Origin of the sequence: Candidatus Thiodiazotropha sp. CDECU1 (assembly GCF_963455295.1) — a bacterium.
In the GTDB taxonomy this organism is placed as follows: Bacteria; Pseudomonadota; Gammaproteobacteria; order Chromatiales; family Chromatiaceae; genus Thiodiazotropha.
This window is the reverse complement of sequence record NZ_OY734020.1, coordinates 1,512,422-1,529,501: the sequence shown is the minus strand read 5'-3', so window position 1 is coordinate 1,529,501 and position 17,080 is coordinate 1,512,422. Positions and strand designations below refer to the sequence as shown.

Here is a 17,080-nt window from a genome sequence, read left to right as displayed (position 1 = left end):
GGGTGTTCACAGCTGGAGCAACAATTCGATGAGTAATGACTACCGACGCATCGCCAAAGACGGTATCTGGGACAACAACATAGTGTTCGCCCAGGCCCTCGCCCTCTGTCCCTTGCTGGCGGTCACCGGCACCGCCAGCAACGGTCTCGGCATGGGACTCGCATCCACGGCGGTGATGATCGCCTCCGGACTGCTGATCTCCCTGTTCCGCGGCATCATCACGCCACAGGTGCGTATCCCTATCTTCGTTCTGATCATCGCTGTCCTGGTCACCCTGGTGGATATGTCGATGAATGCCTGGGTGCACGATCTGCACAAGGTACTGGGGCTGTTTATCCCCCTGATTGTCACCAACTGCGCCATCCTCGGGCGGGCCGAATCCTTCGCCTCGCGCAACCGGGTGCTAGCTTCGATCTTCGATGGCCTGATGATGGGACTCGGCTTCACCCTGGCCCTGGTGCTGCTGGGAGCCGCCCGTGAGATCCTCGGCAGCGGCACCCTGTTCGCCAACGCCGCCTTGCTGCTCGGATCATGGGCCTCCTTCCTGGAACTTGAATTGATACCGGACTACAAGGGTTTCCTCCTCATCATTCTGCCACCCGGCGGTTTCCTGGTGCTGGGTTTCCTGCTTGCCGGCAAACGTTTGCTTGACCGTGCCCTGGCTGAGCGTGGTACCAAGCGGGCAACCGTCGAAGCCACTGCCTCCAACCAATAGATGGAGTAGAGCGAGATGAATGTAGGTGTGGCCTATGCCGATAAATTCAAACAGGTCTGGCTCAAACTTGAGGTACCGGATGACAGCACTGTACGTCAGGCTATTCAACACTCCGGCCTGCTCAATCAGTTTCCGGAAATCGACCTGGATAAACAGAAGGTCGGTATTTTCGGCAAGATCACCAAGCTCGATGCCAGGCTCGAGGAGGGATCCCGCATCGAGATCTACCGCGTTATCACTGCCGATCCCGAACTGGTGGAGCGCCGGGACCGGGATAACGATGATTGAATGGTTTTACTCAAAATATCGAGTCATGAACCACTTAGGATAATATTTATATGAGAATCTGAAGCGTCTGTGTTATCAACGGGTGATAAAGACTGGATCTGTAGCTGTTGCTATTATATTGGTCATGACAATAAATCAACTACAGCATCTTGCACACAGACACAGGCAAACCACAATGCAATCCAGGCTCTCAATCTTAATCCTGCTGGGATTGTTATTGCTGCCCACTTTCATCCGGGCTGACGCACCAGAAGGCTATCCTTTCCTTCCTTTCGATCAGGCCATAACCCAATCAAGGCACGAATCCAAGCCACTGTTCGTCTATTTTGGCCGATACGGATGCGGCTATTGTGAGAAGACCAATAAAGAGGCGTTTTCCGACCCATCCGTCAGAGAGAGGTATTCAACACACTATGCCCTGGCCTATGTAGATGCTGAAAGCGGTCGCCGTATACGCCTACCCAGTGGGGAACGGATTGCAGAACGTGAACTGGGTACCCGGTATAATGCCCTGGTCACCCCTGTTTTTACCTTTCTCAATCCTGATGGCGACACCCTTTACCGCATGATCGGTGTGCAACGTATCGAGGACCTGATCGAAGCGGATGAAAAGATACAAGCTGCCCTCTCAAAGGCAACTAAGTGACAATCATTAAACTCGCCATCCTTGTGTTGTGGCTTATTCCATCTGCTAGCCTGTTCGCTGCGCCATGGACATTCGAAGGGGCAATCGATGTCTCAGCCGCCGACACCAACAACCACTATTTTCACCATCTCGACTCATCGGGACGACGCAACATTGCCGTCTCAGAGCAGACCATTGCCATCGCCTGGGAAGATGATCGTGACGGTATTCCTCGCATCTATCTGGCCTATAAGCAGACAAACGAAGCCGGCTTTACCCACGAGCAACGAGTCAGCGGGGAGGATGAGGCCTATGAACCCTCACTGATCGCCCTGTCCCGCGGGCGATTTGTGATTGCCTGGGAGGAGTTGGGCCAGATCCATGCGCGGATGGTGTCAGTAGATGGCAGGCTTAGCCTGGGTCCCATTACCAGGATTGACAGTGCACCCTCGGCACAAGTCAATCTGAGCGTCGATGAGGACAGGATAGTCGCAGTCTGGTCGCAGCGAAGCGGGCGCTATGGACGCATCCAAGTGAAGCGGCTAGTCCCCGGAGACAAAGGCAGACTGAAACCGGGCAATGGCTGCGCTGTAGATTCTGTGCCCCCCTCGGATGAGCAACTCTATCCATCAGCTATCATCAGCGACAGCCGCATAATAGTGACCTGGGAGGATCGTCGTCCCAAACACACCATTATCATGGCAGCCGTCGAGCAGCGGAAGAGTGCCTGCGTTTTCAGTGAGCCGATACGCATCAGCGAAAAACCAGAGGGGCGAAACCTTCCATACGGATCGGGGCATGGTGTCTCAAGAGTGGCCCTCGAACGTTACGGCAAGCGAGGTGCTTTTGCTGTTTGGGCGGACAAACGCGATTTTCGTGATGGCTACGATATCTGGGGAGCCCATTTTCTCCCAGTAGAGAACCGGTTCGGTAGCAATGAAAAGGTCCAGGACGATTTTGGCGGTCTGGCAAAACAGCGACATGCGGCAATTACCGGGGACAAGAATGGTACCCTGGTCGTTGCCTGGGACGACGAGAGAGAAGGCGGTAGTGATGTGGTATTGAGCTGGCACGAGGATGGTGAATGGAGCGAAGACTGGATAGTATCTGTTGCATCCGGGGAGGGCCTACAAAGTAATCCCAGCATCCTGTTGGATAGCCAAGGGAACCTGCATATAGCCTGGATTGACCGTCAAAGCATAGGCGGTGCCACTCGGCTTAAATATGCCTTTGGCCGACATCACAAAACGCAGTAAAACAATCATAGTCATTACTGAATTGCATACCCCAAAAGCAGGACCACCCCTTGACTGAATTGGCACCATTAACCTGGGAGCTCATCTGGCTGGCCGCACCCATCATCTTTCTGGCCGGGCTCATACATGGCACCTTCGGCATCGGCTTTCCGATGATCGCAACACCTTTGCTGGCCCTGTTCACCGATGTCTTTACCGCGGTACTGATCTGCGTCATTCCCACCATGTCGGTCAATCTCACGACCATATGGCACGGTGGCAGAGAGCAATTGCGGAATGTTCGTCCTTATCTGATGATTATTCCTTTTGCGTTGATAGGTACGATCACCGGTACTTTTTTACTGCTGTGGTTTGATCCCCGTCCATTTCTCCTCCTGCTTGCCGCCGCTGTATTGCTTTACCTGAACCAGGAGCGTCTTAAAAGGGTTGAATTCTCCTGGGTGAGGAGACATCCCCTGCCGGCCTATATGCTGTTTGGCACCGCTGCCGGACTCATGGCCGGCATGGTGAATGTGATGCTCCCGGTATTGATCATCCTGTTCATGGAGCTGCGTATTGCCACCGCGACAATGGTGGTCCTGTTCAATCTCAATTTTTTCACCGGCAAACTGACCCAGAGCCTGATTTTTTTTCTGCAGGAGATACCCGGTATTGGCAGTTTTCTATTCAGTACTTTGTTTTTGGCCCCGTTTGCGCTGACCGCACTGTTTATCGGTATGCAGTTGCGAAAACGCTTCTCAGCAGAACGCTATCTAAGTCTTTTGCGGGGAGTACTCTGGTTGATGGCAGGCATTTTGATCTTACGATTTTTTTATGCTTATACCTGATTAGTCAGATCTGAATAACCACAATTCAGAGCCAGATCAGGACAATACGAACGGTCAAACACCATTACCCTTCTTTTTCCATCCATGCACCAGAATTGAACATAGCCATATTTCCACTTTGATTCGACAAATCACCCCTCGAGGAGCCTGTAGTATTTCCGTATTCCAATTTCACTACCTAACCCTCTATCTATGAACAAAAACCCTAATTTACATATCAATGATTAGTGGTTATTATAATTAGATGTATTGAACATCACTGACCACACACAACCTGAATAATGATGATTTGGTTCTATTGTTTAATACATACGATATAACATAATATTAATTCTTTCATGTACGATCTAAAATACTATTTATACATTTTCGCTTTAAAGGAATTACAGTCAAGCCTGGAAACTCCTGCTTGTTATGCTTTAGTACCATATGCACATCAAACATATAGTTGATGTTTCCAAACTACCTCTTTCAAACAAGGAGTGGAACGAGCTCGTTTCTCAAAACGAAACCAACACCCTGTTCCAAACTTATGAGTGGTTTTCGTCCTGGTATAAAACCTTCTCTGACACCAACGATCTCTGTTTTCCTGTTGTATATGACGGTGAAACACCAATCGGCTTTGCACCGCTTGCATTATCAAAGAAAAGCAATAAAAGCATAACTTTGCAGCTAATCGGTTATAACAACGCCGACTATCTTGACTTCATCACACCAACACAAAAACATGACGCAGTAAATTTGATCTTCGACTACCTGCTCGAGAGCGTCGAAAACTGGGACCGAATTATACTTAACAATATTCCATACACCTCCTCCACTAGCGGACTAATTGAGGATGCGTGCAAACGACATAACCTTCACTACCTGAAAAACAAGTCCATACGTTGCCCCTACCTCCAAATCGAAGGTCGCCAAGAGGAGGTCGACAAACTACTGAATAAATACAGCAACAAACGTCCACTTAACTATTTTCGCAGACAGGGAGAGTTGGAATACCGCTTGCTTACCGATGAGGAGATCGAAAAGCACCTTCCAGAGTTCTTTTCACAGCATATCCGTCGCTGGGCCGATACACCCTCGCCGAGCCTTTTCAACAACCCTATAAATCAACAGTTTTATATAAACCTTACACAGCAGCTGGTAGATACAGATTGGCTGCACTTCTCCGTTTTGGAACTAGACGGTAAAGCCATTTCATACCATTACGGATTTGACTATGACGGAAAATATTATTGGTACAAACCATCCTTCAATATCGATTATTCCACGCGTTCGCCCGGCTCACTTTTGATACGATTTCTCATACAATCAGCCATGCAGCACAATCGACAAGAGCTGGATTTCACCATTGGCAATGAAGCATTTAAAAAACGCTTCACAAATAAAGTGAGAAACAATGTCAATCTACAAATCTTCAGAAAGAGTAGGACATTTTGGATCCATAAGGCACTCCAACATACTGGCAAGTTAAAGCGTCGTTTCTTTGAGTAACGGGCACACTGACCACAGTACAGCAAGCACACGACTTCCGTCAGGAGTTAGCTATGAAAGTTAGCGTAATTATCCCTACATATAACCGAGCGGAACTTCTGCTAAAAACCGTACAAAGTGTGCTGGCACAAACATATCAGGATTTCGAAATTATTATAATCAATGACGGATCCAGTGATAATACTGAAAGTGTCATCAAGGACTATTCACCTAAGATACGTTACCTGAATCAAGAGAATGCCGGTTTAAATGCGACACGTAATCGTGCACTGAAATTGGCGCAAGGGGAATATATCGCCACCCTGGACGACGATGATATATGGCTTGACTATAAGCTTGCACTTCAAGTCGAACTGCTCGATAAATTTGATTACGTGGGTTTCACCTATTCAAACTTTCACATCCTTAAATCGGATGATATCCGCATACCTGATGGATTAACCACATGGTTAGATGCGCCAATTGACTGGTCTTCCCTTTTCGAGCAAACCTACAGTTACAAAGACCTGTCCCTTGAGTCTCCAATACCTGATGCATCACCTGACGCCATCCAGATACACGTTGGTGACATTTATCACGCTTCCCTGTTTAACCCTCATGTTCTTCCAAGTTCCGCCCTGTTTCGAAGGTCCCTGCTCCCGGACGATATACGTTTTATCGAGCATGACTCCATCTGCGGTGACTGGGACTTCTTTGCACGCCTTTCAAAGGCGCATCAGGCAGTCTTCTTAAATCATGAAACGACACTCAACCGCAGCCATGAAGATGAATTTCGACTCACCAGAACCGATCACAGAATTCAATTGGCAAAAAGAGCTGAATTCATCAAACGAGTATGGAAATCTGATGCTCAGTTTTATCAAAACAACAAGACTGACGTCGACTATACGCTTAACAAAACTCTTCTCAACTTAACCTATCTGCGTATCCTCAACGGTCAGACGGACGAGGCTCGCTCCGCTTTCGAGGAGATCACCCAACCCTACTCGGGACTTAGTAAAAAACAATTATTGGTTGCTGTCATGGGACTGAAAATCCCTGGAGGAACACAGTTAATACAAAACACAAAATCCATGATGCATCACCTGCGCAAATGATCAATTAATCACAATTTCGACTATACTTGGATATATATACACAAAGGAAAGTTTGTAACGATGGATCTAGTCTCCAGTCACCATATCGAAAAAAATGACTGGCCCACCAGCGCAAGCGAGCTTCAGTCACCCACCTATGCGCATGAGTGGTTTTCGGCATGCATAAAAGCATTCCGTGATGACATTGCAATTAATTTTCTCGCAACAACAAAGCATGATCATGTAAACGCGATTGCCCCTTTGTACGCTATAACAAAAAAGGGAATAATCTGGTATGAAATCATTGGCGTATCTAAACTCAATGAACCAGGTGGGCTGATTTACGCGGACAAGGAATCTCTGATTCAGCTATGTAAATCGATAATTAAAAAAGGAAGACCCACACATCTAGGCCGATTACCCGCTGGCGATCTCTCTATCGAAGTATTTGAGAAATTGGCTGCAAAGCATGGGATAATCTTCAAAATTCCTAATACCGGATCCCCGTTTATAGAAATAAATTCTAACTGGGATGACTACTTACTGAAACTACCCTCCCGGCGAAAACAGGATTTCCGACGTGCCCGCAGACGTCTATCCGACCAGGGGGAAGTGTACGTTGATTTTTACTACCCCGATCAAACTGACCTGAACCGGCTTCTCGACAAGGCCTTCGGAATAGAGCAAGCCAACTGGAAGGGCCGGAATAACAGCGCTATAAATTGCCGACCTGACTTGAAGCGATTTTTCACCATTTACTGCAGGTACCTGAGCCAGACGAGGAAACTCGTCATCAGTGCACTCCTGTTAAACGGAGCGATGATAGCGGTGCAGTTGATGGTTCAACATTCAAATCGCTGGTGGGTACTGAAAATCGGTTATGACGAACGCTGGGCAAAATACTCCCCGGGAATACAGCTCATGTTTGAAACCATCAAGGAGGCCTTTAATCGCAAACTCGATGCATTTGAACTACTTGGCACGGAGGAACAGTGGATTAATATCTGGCCCCATAAAACCCATCAATTCACGAGTATCGTCTATTTTCCGTTTAATCTGCGCGGTGTTGGTGCGCTGATTGAGGAAGCCGGTTCTAAGTATCTATCTCCCCTAATGAGCAACCCTTTTATAAAGAAAAACCCAGTGTGAACCGGAATTCCGTGAGCAGAGACGATTCATGATTTTCTTGGCTTAGCCCTGGCGGTTGCTACAGCGTGCATGGGATCGTCCGGCCAATAGTGTTTGGGATAGCGCCCCTTTAACTCTTTTTTCACCTCTGGATAGGTTCTCTCCCAGAATCCTGCCAGATCATCGGTTATCTGCATCGGCCGTTGCGCCGGGGAGAGCAGGTGCAGCATGACTGGCACCCTGCCGGCACAGACTCTGGGTGTATCAGCCAAACCGAACATCTCCTGCAATCTGACCGGGAGGATCGGAGCCGCCTGTATGGTGTAGCGGAGCGGGATCCTGGAACCGCTGGGTACCTTAAGGTGACTGGGGGCATCACGCTCCAATTGCTGTTGTTGTTGCCAATCGAGTCTCGCCTGAAGTATCCCGCGCAGATCGAGACGCTGCAGCTGCTCTCGGCTGTTGATCCCGGACAGCCAAGGCTCCAGCCAGTCTTGGAGATGTGCCGCCAACCACTCATCGGAGAGATCGGGCCAACCAGAATCATCGAGTTGACTTCCAAGCCAGCATACCCGCAGCTGCCATTGACGAAGCTGTTTACTCCAGGGTAGTACAGCCAATCCCATCTCGGAGAGACCCTCCAGCATGGCACTGACGACCAGTTCAGGATCGGGATCGACGAGGGGACGGTAATCCAGGACCACCGCGCCAACCCGTTCTTCAGCAAACGCCTTCACCCGCTGCTCCCGCTTATCCCAAACAACCGACGATGTGGCTTCGATTTGCATATCGGGAAGCTGACGAATCTCCGCTTCAGTGATTGCGGCCGCCAATCGCACCCGACCTTGGATCTCGCCGGCATCCAGTTCTGCGACAACCAGGAAATCCTGTGCCGCCAAAGGATCCGTATCATGCAGTAGTGCTGCACGGCCATTGGAGAGACGAAAGCGGCCATGTCCAGTCCTTTGCCCTAACCGATCGGGATAGGCCAGGGCGAGGAGCTGCGCCATAGACAGATCGGAAGGGTAAGCGCCTGCATCCTGGTGTTGCATGCGCCGGTGCCAATCCCTGCTGATCCTATCGACTCTTTTACAGGCATTCGTATCGATTCCTTTGACATCGCCTCCACGCGCTCGATTTCGCCAAGCTGAAAGAAGATGTAGACGCTGTTCCAGGTCTGCTCCCGGCTGGTTCTCCCGCTGGCGCTGCACGATATCCCGCTCACTCAAGAGTGCCGCCAGGTCACAGGCGAGTCGACGATCGCCCTGATTAGCGTTGACCAGGATATGCGCCAGGCGTGGATGGGCGGGCAGCCTGGCCATGCTTTTTCCTGTTGGCGTAAGCAGACGCCGCGCATCCATTGCGCCGAGACGTTGCAACAGATTGCAGGCCTGATTGTAGGCGGCATGAGACGGTGCATCCAACCAGCGCAGATCCTTGGGATCGGCCACACCCCAGGCAGCGAGTTCCAATGCCAGGGGAGTCAGGTCGGCCTGCAGGATCTCCGCCGGATGATGTTCCGGTAATTGATCCTGGTAGTGTGGGGCCCATAAGCGATAACAGTTACCCGGGCCAAGGCGACCCGCCCTCCCGGCGCGTTGATTGGCGGCAGCCTTTGAAACCGTCACTGTCTCCAGGCGGGTCATTCCGATTGCTGGTATAAATCTTGGTAGCCGTGACCAACCGGAGTCGACCACGGCACTCACCCCTTCGATAGTCAGACTTGTCTCGGCAATGGATGTGGTGAGTACGATACGGCGTCTCTTGTGCTTATCGGGGAGCAACGCAAGATCCTGCTCCGCCTTAGGCAGATCTCCATACAAGGGTGTGATCAAGGGTGGCAGCTCAGACTCGGCAAAGTGGCTCGAGATCAATGCCTGCACTCGTCTGATCTCGGCCACGCCGGGGAGAAAGACCAGGATATCACCCGGCTCCTGATGCCAGATCCTGGTGACAGCCTGCGAAACCTGCTGTGCGATTCTCCTTTTCTCAAGCTGCAACCCAAGATAGTGATGGGTTACAGGATATTGTCGGCCTTCGGCGGTGATAACGGGCGCAGCATTCAACAGAGCGGAGATTCGATCGGTGTCGAGGGTTGCCGACATCACCAGCAGACGCAGATCCTCACGCAGGCCCTGTTGGGCATCGAGCGCCAGGGCCAAGGCCACATCGCTATGCAGGTTGCGTTCATGGAACTCGTCGAAGATCAACAGACCGATCCCTTGCAGTTGAGGATCGTGCTGCAATCGGCGGGTCAAGATGCCCTCGGTCACCACTTCGACACGGGTCCTTGGAGAGACCTTTCTTTCCAGGCGTATGGAGTACCCTACCTGTTCTCCGACAGCCTCACCTAACAATTGGGCCATGCGGGCCGCCGCCATCCTGGCGGCCAGGCGGCGAGGTTCGAGCAATAGAATGGTTTGGCCGTCCAACCAGGCGGCCTGTAACAACTGCAGAGGAACCAGGGTAGTCTTGCCCGAACCGGGTGGTGCACACAACACAGCACTACCGCTAGTCGCCAGCGCATTATCCAGCGCAGACATGATTTGGCTGACTGGTAGATCAGACACCTATAGCCGTAACCCACAACATAATGGATGGCAAGAGATAACAGGCTAGCCCTGTTTCAGCGAAATGGAATCATTCTCTCTGTCACACTGTACATGCATATCGAATTTCAGGTCGTCCGCAAAATCCTGAGCGACAATCCAGATCTGATTCAACTCCTCGCTCAATGTGGGTAGTACGGTGAGTGAACTGCGTGTGCGCTTCTGATCGAAAAAGGCGAACGGCTCATCAAGGAACAGGAACTGACTCCCCTGTATGGCACGATTGACCAACTCCTGGGACAACGCCAGGCGCACGGCCAGCATGATCTGACGCTGGGTGCCGCTGGATATCTCATCCAGATCCATAAAGTCACGCTTTTCGCTGGAAAAGGCTCGCACACTCAAGTCATCATCGATCTGCAGATGTTCATAGCGATTCTCAGTAAACAGTGGCAGGGTCTTGCTCACCAGACCACGCAACTTGTGGTTGAATTTATGCGAGACCTCTTTGGTCGCACCCTGAATCAATTGATCCGCCACGGCGCAGATCTCCATGTGGCGCTGTTTGTCATCGATCTTCTGTTGTAGATTGGTCTTGATCTGATGCAGCTGCTCGGCCCTGTCCAAACGCTCCTGCTCCTGGTCGATGACGGAATCGAGCTGACCCAGGCGGCGCCGGTCCGTCTCCATAACACGCCGTAGTTGGGCCTCTTCCTCTGCCACCCCGTCTCTGACCTCGGCGATAGAGACACTCCAGTCGCTGATCCGCTGACTCAGGCGCTCCCGTGCGGCATGATCCACAACCGCCGGCTCCGCCTCAGTCTGGTCCGGCTGTTCGGCCTCTGTCTCTTCCAGGCTCTCGGTATCCTCATCCACCTGGTTGGAATTCGCTTCATCATCGAGCTCATTGCGGATGACTACAGCGGAGAGACCATCCAGGTCACCCAGGGCCTTCACCAGACCGGCCGCCGCTTCATCGTAGGTCTTTGCGCTGCTCTTTTTAGCGCCTCGACGAATCAACAGGATCACGAACAACAACCCAAACCCACCCGCGCCATAGAGCAACCAGGGGATCATGGAATCCTGCCAGGCTGACAGGTTGTTGCTCAGCATCTGAGTCAACTGCTGGGCAAAGGCATGTTCGGGCAGCTTCGCCAACAGATACCAGGCCCCACCCACAAGCAGTGCAATCAGCAGAAACAGGAATGCCATGAAGCCAGTACGTCCGGCGCTGGAGAGATCCGCCTCCCGTCTTGGCAGGACATCCTGGTAGGTTATGGATGCATTCTCCAACTGCTCAATGAGATCCGTCGAATCCTCCATATGGCGGCTCACCTCATTGTGCTCCCCCTGCAGGGACGGCATCAGGCTGTGATCGATATTGAGCTCATCTATCTGATTCTGCACGCTGATCTGTTCCGATTTACGCTGTTCAACCTCATTCAGGGTGGCGCCCTTGTCCTCCTGGCATGCCTCGTTCACATACTCCAGGGTTACCAACCCAGCCATGGTCTTCACCGCAAAGCTATGGGGATGGGGTGTTGTGATCTCACGTTGCGCCAGATAGAAAGACTCCACGAACTCCTCAAATTCATAACCGATCAGTTCATACACCTTGTCAGCCACCTGCTCCACACCCCGTGCAATCGGTTCTTCATTGCTGTCGGCTGTGGCAATAGATAGTCGGGCACTGTGATTTCCCGCATCATCGAGAAAGCGATCCAGACTATAGCGAACACCGTCCCTCGGCGTGAATTCCAGTTGCGCCGAACAGTGGGTATCGCCCCAGCGGATTACCTTGGTCAGGTCATTCACATCCAGGGAGAAGGTTCTGCCGAAGAGGGCGAAGCAGACCGTCTCACCAATGGTACTCTTGCCCGACTCGTTGGGACCGGATATGGCTATCAGACCCCGCTCAGGAATATCCTTGAGATCCAGGTCGGTATACTTCAGGACATTGTTCGCCTTGATGGAGTTTATGATCATGACCAACCCTCATCCGCAAGCACACGTAATTTGTTGACCACCATTTGTATGGCCTGATCGAATGTCTCCTCGTCGAATGCCTCCCCTGAGTTGAGTCGACGCTCTTTCTCTGCGGCGCAATAGTCGAGAAACTCCTGGGCAGATGCCCCCAGAGACAGGTTCTCCTGATGTGTTGTCTGATCGGACGAAGACATAAAAACTCCCCATTTTTCTTGTGTACCCCCTAAACCGCTCGTACCGATTTAGGTGATGTAGATCTCCCGTAGCGGCAGCCCCGCGATGGCTTGCCGCAAACACCCTCATCTAGGGATTGCTTTGGATAGCAGACCCAGTATAGGGAGTTCTGATCAGCAGGTCATCACCAAAAATGGCCCTCCCCTAGCTCTGCTTTAAGTAATTTATCCCACCATAATCAAGCTGTTAAGAGACTATTGCCTGAGCACATCGAAACACCCCAGCCGGTTCAGGACTAATAATATCAAGGACTTACATTATTGTTTTTTAAATAATCTGAAACCCATCGACTACTACATAACTATGTCGGATATTTTTACACTCGCAGGGCAATTCAAGCTTCAATAAATTGATAGTCAAGCGTATCTTACTGTTTTCAAATAACTTCTATTTCTTTGGCATTTTTATTGTTTATGTAAAAATAACAGCGTATAAAAAACTTTGACAGGTAGACTTCCTGTGGATAGACGTATCGGCATCAGCGCCATACCCTCTGACCCGAAAAGCTATCTCAACGAGCAGCAACTGCTGGGATTGATACACCTGAGAGAGTATGGCTGGACAACCTTCTGTGTGAGGCACCCCTCAGGGGACAGTGCGACCACGATTCTCAAAAACAAGCACAATAAAATGTTGGGAATACTGAGTGAGGACGGCACCCTCAGGCTTGCCCAGCACTTGAGGGTTCGCGACTGCCGGTTCGAGGAGACCACCGACGTGGAAAATATGGTGGATTCAATCAAACAACAGGTAAAGAAATACCCGCTTAAATAACCATTGATCCAGGTTATAGAGTACCCGGGAAACCGTCTCCACTATTCCCATCCCGCAATGACACGGGCACATCCATCTGTGTCATGTTACATCTTGTTACAAGGAGTTACCTCGCGGTAAGGATTTCATCGCTCGCAATGACCAAACTTATCTCCCATCTGTAATCGGGCGTCTCTCAGCGTATATCGAGATCTTCCGCTTTGACTTGCAGATGAGTATTCATTAATGACATCCAAAGCGTCTCGAAACAGAAGATTTGACAGCTCACCAATCAGGATACATACTGGTCGGTATGTTTTATGAAGAACATTCCCATGAGAACACACGCTGACGCCGACACAACCCGACAGTCGCTGCTGGAAGCAGCCTATGAGGAGATCCATCGCTTTGGTTTTCAGGCCGCCAGTCTGAATGCGATCCTGGAGCGGACCGGGGTCACCAAGGGCGCCCTCTACCACCATTTCAGCAGCAAACTGCAACTCGGTTACGCGGTACTGGACGAGCATATCGCCGAAGAGCTGGAGAGGCTTTGGTTTGAGCCCCTGCATCAGCCCGGGCACCCAATCGATGTATTGATGACCACCATCATGCAGATGGGGGAGCACTACCAGTGCGAAGAGATCACCCTCGGCTGTCCGCTCAATAACCTGGCACAGGAGATGTCGGCAATAGACGATGGATTTCGCGACCGTATCGACACCATCTACAGGCGCTGGCAGGCAAGTATTGAATCAATCCTCAGTCAAGGACAGCAGGAAGGCAGAGTGACCTCCTCCATCGATCCGGCAGATACGGCCTATTTCATCCTCGCCTCACTCGAGGGCTGCATGAGCATGGCGAAGAACGCCCAGAGCCAGGAGGAGTTGCTGCGCTGTGGCAAGGGATTGTTGAGTTATCTCAACAGCCTTCGCACATAGATCTGTGAGGAAAGTGAAATGAGAATAAGACAAATCATTATCAATCAAACAGCAACAGGGACAGATCATGAGTGAATCCTTCTTCCGCTTCGTATTGAATAACAGGTTGCTGGTTATTTTCCTTGCCATTGTCATCTCTCTATTGATGGGCAGTGGCGCGCGCCATCTGGAATTCAGCAACGACTACCGGATGTTCTTCAGCGAGGAGAATCCCCAGCTGAAGGCCTTCGATCAACTGCAGAATACCTACACCAAGAATGACAATGTACTGTTTGTCCTCGCACCCAAGGATGGCAAGGTCTTTAGCCGTGAGACCCTCTCCGCCGTAGCGGAGTTGACCAAGGAATCCTGGCAGGTCCCCTACTCCCTGCGGGTCGACTCCATTACCAATTTCCAACACACCCAGGCTGACGGGGATGACCTGATCGTTGAGGATCTGGTGTTGGATCCCTCATCCTTGAGCGACGATGAGCTGGCGGAGAAACAACAGATTGCCACCAGTGATCCGTTACTGGTCAATCGTTTGATATCTCCCACCGCCCATACCACCGGTGTGAATGTCACGGTACAACTGCCGGGTAAGAAACTTAGCGAGGTACCGGAGGTCGCTGAAAAGGCCAGAGAGATGGTCAAGCAGATCGAGGCCAGCTATCCCAACATCGATATATACCTCACCGGTATGGTAATGATGAACAACGCCTTTCCATCCGCCTCCCTGGATGACATGCAGCGCCTCTACCCGATGATGTTCGCAGCGGTGGTACTGGTGCTGATGGTAATGCTGCGCTCCATTCCCGGCACCCTCTCCACCGTGATCATCGTCATCCTGATGATCATCGCCACCATGGGGCTGACCGGCTGGCTCGGCATCAAGATGTCACCGCCCACCACCACGGTACCCATTGTCATCATGACATTGGCGATTGCCGACTGCGTGCATATCCTGGTCAACTTTCTGCATGGCATGCGTGACGGTGAGAGTAAATATCAGGCCATGATGGAGAGCCTGCGCATCAATCTGCAACCCATTTTTCTCACCACCCTGACCACCTCCATCGGTTTTCTCAGCCTTAACTTCAGTGAAGCGCCACCCTTCCGGGACCTGGGCAACATGGCGGCCATGGGAGTGGTGCTTGCCTTCTTTCTTTCCGTTACCTTCCTTCCCGCCATGATGATGCTGCTGCCGGTAAAGGCCCTCTCCGGCGACACCCTGGGCAGTATCGCCATGATTCGTTTTGCCGATTTCGTGGTGCGCTATAAGAAACAGCTGCTATGGGGCATGGGAGTCGTTGTGTTGCTGCTCATATCCCAGATACCCAATAACCGTCTCGATGATCAGTTTGTGAAATATTTCGATGAGACCATCAGCTTTCGTCAGGCAACCGATTTCGCCACCGACAACCTGACCGGCATCTATCTCATCGAATACTCCCTGGAGAGTGGCGAGACCGGAGGCATCAGCGATCCGCAATTTTTGCAACGGGTGGAGGAGTTCGCCAACTGGTATCGACAACAACCCCATGTGCTGCATGTCAACTCCATCACCGACATCATGAAACGTCTCAACCGCAATATGCACGCGGATGAGGATGCCTGGTATCGACTCCCGGATCAACGCGACCTGTCGGCTCAATACCTGCTGTTGTATGAGTTTTCACTCCCCTTCGGGCTGGATCTGAATAACCAAATCAATGTGAAAAAATCGGCCACCCGATTCAGCGTCACCATGCAGAGTATCGCCACATCACAGTTGCTGGACATCGAAGAGAGGGCCCAGGCATGGCTGCAGGAGAATGCACCGGGGATGCGCATCAATGGCGCCAGCCCCACCATCATGTTTGCCCACATCGGCAACCGAAACATCATCTCCATGCTGAAAGGCACCACGCTGGCGCTGGTGATGATATCCATAATCCTGATCTTCGCCCTGCGCTCGTTGCGAGTCGGTGGACTCAGCCTGATCCCCAACCTGGTGCCGATCGGTATGGCCTTTGGCCTGTGGGGCCTGTTCGTGGGTGAGGTGGGACTGGCCCTCTCAGTTGTCGCCGGTATGACCCTCGGCATCGTGGTGGATGACACAGTACACTTTCTCAGCAAATATCTGCGTGCGCGTCGCGAAAAGAACATGGACCGGGAAAATGCGGTACGTTACGCATTCTCCACGGTTGGAACCGCACTCTGGGTTACCTCACTGGTACTGATGGTGGGCTTTGGCATCCTCGCCTTCTCCCATTTCCAGCTCAATTCCGGCATGGGTTTGCTGACTGCCATCACACTCGGCCTGGCACTGGTTGCCGATTTCCTGTTCCTACCCCCGCTGCTGATCTATTTCGGAGGAAAAAAATCATGAAGCCCACCCTTCTACCCCTGCTGTTGTTGCTGACACCGGCACTGACCCTGGCCATGACCGCGGAAGAGCGTGGCCTGGAGATCGCCACGGAGATCGAGACCCGGGATACCGGCTTTCACGACTTCAAGGCCAGTATGACCATGCTGTTGCGCAACAAACATGGGGAAGAGAGCCTGCGTGATATGCGCAACCAGACCCTGGAGGTCGAAAACGACGGCGACAAGACCCTGGTCGTCTTCGATGAGCCCCGGGATGTGAAAGGCACCGCCCTGTTGAGCTTCTCGCATAAGGTGGGGGACGACGATCAATGGCTCTACCTGCCGGCACTGAAACGGGTCAAACGCATCGCCTCGCGCAATAAGTCCGGTCCCTTTATGGGCAGCGAGTTCGCCTACGAGGATATCTCCTCCCAGGAGGTCGAGAAGTACACCTACAAGTACATCGAGGACGGCGAGTACGAAGGCACACCCTGCTTCATCCTGGAACGCTATCCGGTGGATCCAAATTCCGGCTACACCCGGCAGCAGGTGTGGGTCGACAAGGAGCGCTACATAGCCCTCAAGATCGATTACTACGATCGCAAGAACTCGCCATTGAAGACCCTGGTGTTTCGCGGTTATCAACAATACCTGGATCAGTATTGGCGCGCCGACGAGATGTACATGGAGAATCACCAGACGGGAAAGAGTACCCTGCTGACCTGGAAGGAATACAATTTTCGCAGCGGCCTGACCGACGGTGATTTCAATAAGAACAGTCTGAAGCGTGCGAGATAACTAGTGTCCATACAGAAACAACGAGAATATTTCTACCCCTCGGCACCTGACGGTTGTCTTTCTCCGACGCCCCAACACGACATCC

Annotated in this window: 15 protein-coding genes; 12 read left to right on the top strand and 3 right to left on the bottom strand. The window is 51.6% G+C overall.

What is annotated here, in order from left to right:
* The first annotated feature begins 28 nt into the window (after nucleotides 1-28).
* From R2K28_RS06925 to R2K28_RS06890, 8 genes are all read left to right on the top strand, one after another.
* On the top strand, nucleotides 29-715 hold the full coding sequence (locus tag R2K28_RS06925) for an electron transport complex subunit E (RefSeq protein WP_316368695.1): 687 nt from the start codon (nucleotides 29-31) through the stop codon (nucleotides 713-715).
* A 15-nt stretch (nucleotides 716-730) separates the two neighbouring features.
* A complete protein-coding gene (locus tag R2K28_RS06920) occupies nucleotides 731-1,003 on the top strand; it encodes an RnfH family protein (protein WP_316368693.1) in 273 nt (90 codons plus the stop codon).
* A 175-nt stretch (nucleotides 1,004-1,178) separates the two neighbouring features.
* Nucleotides 1,179-1,649, top strand: a complete 471-nt coding sequence (locus R2K28_RS06915; protein WP_316368691.1) for a thioredoxin family protein — start codon at nucleotides 1,179-1,181, stop codon at nucleotides 1,647-1,649.
* Complete coding sequence (locus tag R2K28_RS06910) at nucleotides 1,646-2,884, top strand: hypothetical protein (RefSeq protein ID WP_316368689.1); 1,239 nt, start codon at nucleotides 1,646-1,648, stop codon at nucleotides 2,882-2,884. Before R2K28_RS06915 ends, R2K28_RS06910 begins: the two co-directional genes overlap by 4 nt.
* 50 nt (nucleotides 2,885-2,934) lie before the next feature.
* Nucleotides 2,935-3,711, top strand: a complete 777-nt coding sequence (locus R2K28_RS06905; RefSeq protein ID WP_316368688.1) for a sulfite exporter TauE/SafE family protein — start codon at nucleotides 2,935-2,937, stop codon at nucleotides 3,709-3,711.
* A gap of 429 nt (nucleotides 3,712-4,140) precedes the next feature.
* Nucleotides 4,141-5,205: a GNAT family N-acetyltransferase gene (locus tag R2K28_RS06900; RefSeq protein WP_316368686.1), complete on the top strand. Its 1,065-nt coding sequence runs from the start codon at nucleotides 4,141-4,143 to the stop codon at nucleotides 5,203-5,205.
* Nucleotides 5,206-5,258: 53 nt separating this feature from the next.
* Complete coding sequence (locus R2K28_RS06895) at nucleotides 5,259-6,302, top strand: glycosyltransferase (protein WP_316368684.1); 1,044 nt, start codon at nucleotides 5,259-5,261, stop codon at nucleotides 6,300-6,302.
* Nucleotides 6,303-6,362: 60 nt separating this feature from the next.
* Complete coding sequence (locus R2K28_RS06890; protein ID WP_316368683.1) at nucleotides 6,363-7,430, top strand: GNAT family N-acetyltransferase; 1,068 nt, start codon at nucleotides 6,363-6,365, stop codon at nucleotides 7,428-7,430.
* A gap of 26 nt (nucleotides 7,431-7,456) precedes the next feature.
* On the opposite strand, the gene hrpB is transcribed toward R2K28_RS06890, so the two are convergent.
* Genes hrpB through R2K28_RS06875 form a run of 3 tightly spaced genes read right to left on the bottom strand, consistent with a single transcriptional unit; the run spans nucleotide 7,457 to nucleotide 12,138 of the window.
* Nucleotides 7,457-9,979, bottom strand: a complete 2,523-nt coding sequence (gene hrpB / locus R2K28_RS06885) for an ATP-dependent helicase HrpB (protein ID WP_316368681.1) — start codon at nucleotides 9,977-9,979, stop codon at nucleotides 7,457-7,459.
* A 45-nt stretch (nucleotides 9,980-10,024) separates the two neighbouring features.
* Nucleotides 10,025-11,944, bottom strand: coding sequence for an ATP-binding protein (locus R2K28_RS06880; protein ID WP_316368679.1), 1,920 nt, complete (start codon nucleotides 11,942-11,944; stop codon nucleotides 10,025-10,027).
* Nucleotides 11,941-12,138 (bottom strand): nodulation protein E, encoded by a 198-nt coding sequence (locus R2K28_RS06875; RefSeq protein WP_116446095.1) that lies wholly within the window; start codon nucleotides 12,136-12,138, stop codon nucleotides 11,941-11,943. The genes R2K28_RS06880 and R2K28_RS06875 overlap by 4 nt, the downstream gene beginning before the upstream one ends.
* 499 nt (nucleotides 12,139-12,637) lie before the next feature.
* Between R2K28_RS06875 and R2K28_RS06870 the strand changes: the two genes are divergently transcribed.
* The 4 genes from R2K28_RS06870 to R2K28_RS06855 all read left to right on the top strand — a co-directional run bounded on the left by R2K28_RS06870 (nucleotide 12,638) and on the right by R2K28_RS06855 (nucleotide 16,995).
* A complete protein-coding gene (locus R2K28_RS06870; protein WP_316368678.1) occupies nucleotides 12,638-12,952 on the top strand; it encodes a hypothetical protein in 315 nt (104 codons plus the stop codon).
* Between the two features lie 314 nt (nucleotides 12,953-13,266).
* Nucleotides 13,267-13,869: a TetR/AcrR family transcriptional regulator gene (locus tag R2K28_RS06865; protein WP_316368677.1), complete on the top strand. Its 603-nt coding sequence runs from the start codon at nucleotides 13,267-13,269 to the stop codon at nucleotides 13,867-13,869.
* A gap of 67 nt (nucleotides 13,870-13,936) precedes the next feature.
* Complete coding sequence (locus R2K28_RS06860; RefSeq protein WP_316368675.1) at nucleotides 13,937-16,219, top strand: efflux RND transporter permease subunit; 2,283 nt, start codon at nucleotides 13,937-13,939, stop codon at nucleotides 16,217-16,219.
* On the top strand, nucleotides 16,216-16,995 hold the full coding sequence (locus R2K28_RS06855) for an outer membrane lipoprotein-sorting protein (RefSeq protein ID WP_316368674.1): 780 nt from the start codon (nucleotides 16,216-16,218) through the stop codon (nucleotides 16,993-16,995). The genes R2K28_RS06860 and R2K28_RS06855 overlap by 4 nt, the downstream gene beginning before the upstream one ends.
* The last annotated feature ends 85 nt before the right edge of the window (nucleotides 16,996-17,080 follow it).

Coding starts and splice junctions, on each gene's coding strand:
- R2K28_RS06855 (WP_316368674.1), top strand. CDS start 16,216: ATGAAGCCCACCCTTCTACCCCTGCTGTTGTTGCTGACACCGGCACTG.
- R2K28_RS06900 (WP_316368686.1), top strand. CDS start 4,141: ATGCACATCAAACATATAGTTGATGTTTCCAAACTACCTCTTTCAAAC.
- R2K28_RS06890 (WP_316368683.1), top strand. CDS start 6,363: ATGGATCTAGTCTCCAGTCACCATATCGAAAAAAATGACTGGCCCACC.
- R2K28_RS06895 (WP_316368684.1), top strand. CDS start 5,259: ATGAAAGTTAGCGTAATTATCCCTACATATAACCGAGCGGAACTTCTG.
- R2K28_RS06860 (WP_316368675.1), top strand. CDS start 13,937: ATGAGTGAATCCTTCTTCCGCTTCGTATTGAATAACAGGTTGCTGGTT.
- R2K28_RS06880 (WP_316368679.1), bottom strand. CDS start 11,944: ATGATCATAAACTCCATCAAGGCGAACAATGTCCTGAAGTATACCGAC.
- R2K28_RS06875 (WP_116446095.1), bottom strand. CDS start 12,138: ATGTCTTCGTCCGATCAGACAACACATCAGGAGAACCTGTCTCTGGGG.
- R2K28_RS06865 (WP_316368677.1), top strand. CDS start 13,267: ATGAGAACACACGCTGACGCCGACACAACCCGACAGTCGCTGCTGGAA.
- R2K28_RS06925 (WP_316368695.1), top strand. CDS start 29: ATGAGTAATGACTACCGACGCATCGCCAAAGACGGTATCTGGGACAAC.
- R2K28_RS06920 (WP_316368693.1), top strand. CDS start 731: ATGAATGTAGGTGTGGCCTATGCCGATAAATTCAAACAGGTCTGGCTC.
- R2K28_RS06915 (WP_316368691.1), top strand. CDS start 1,179: ATGCAATCCAGGCTCTCAATCTTAATCCTGCTGGGATTGTTATTGCTG.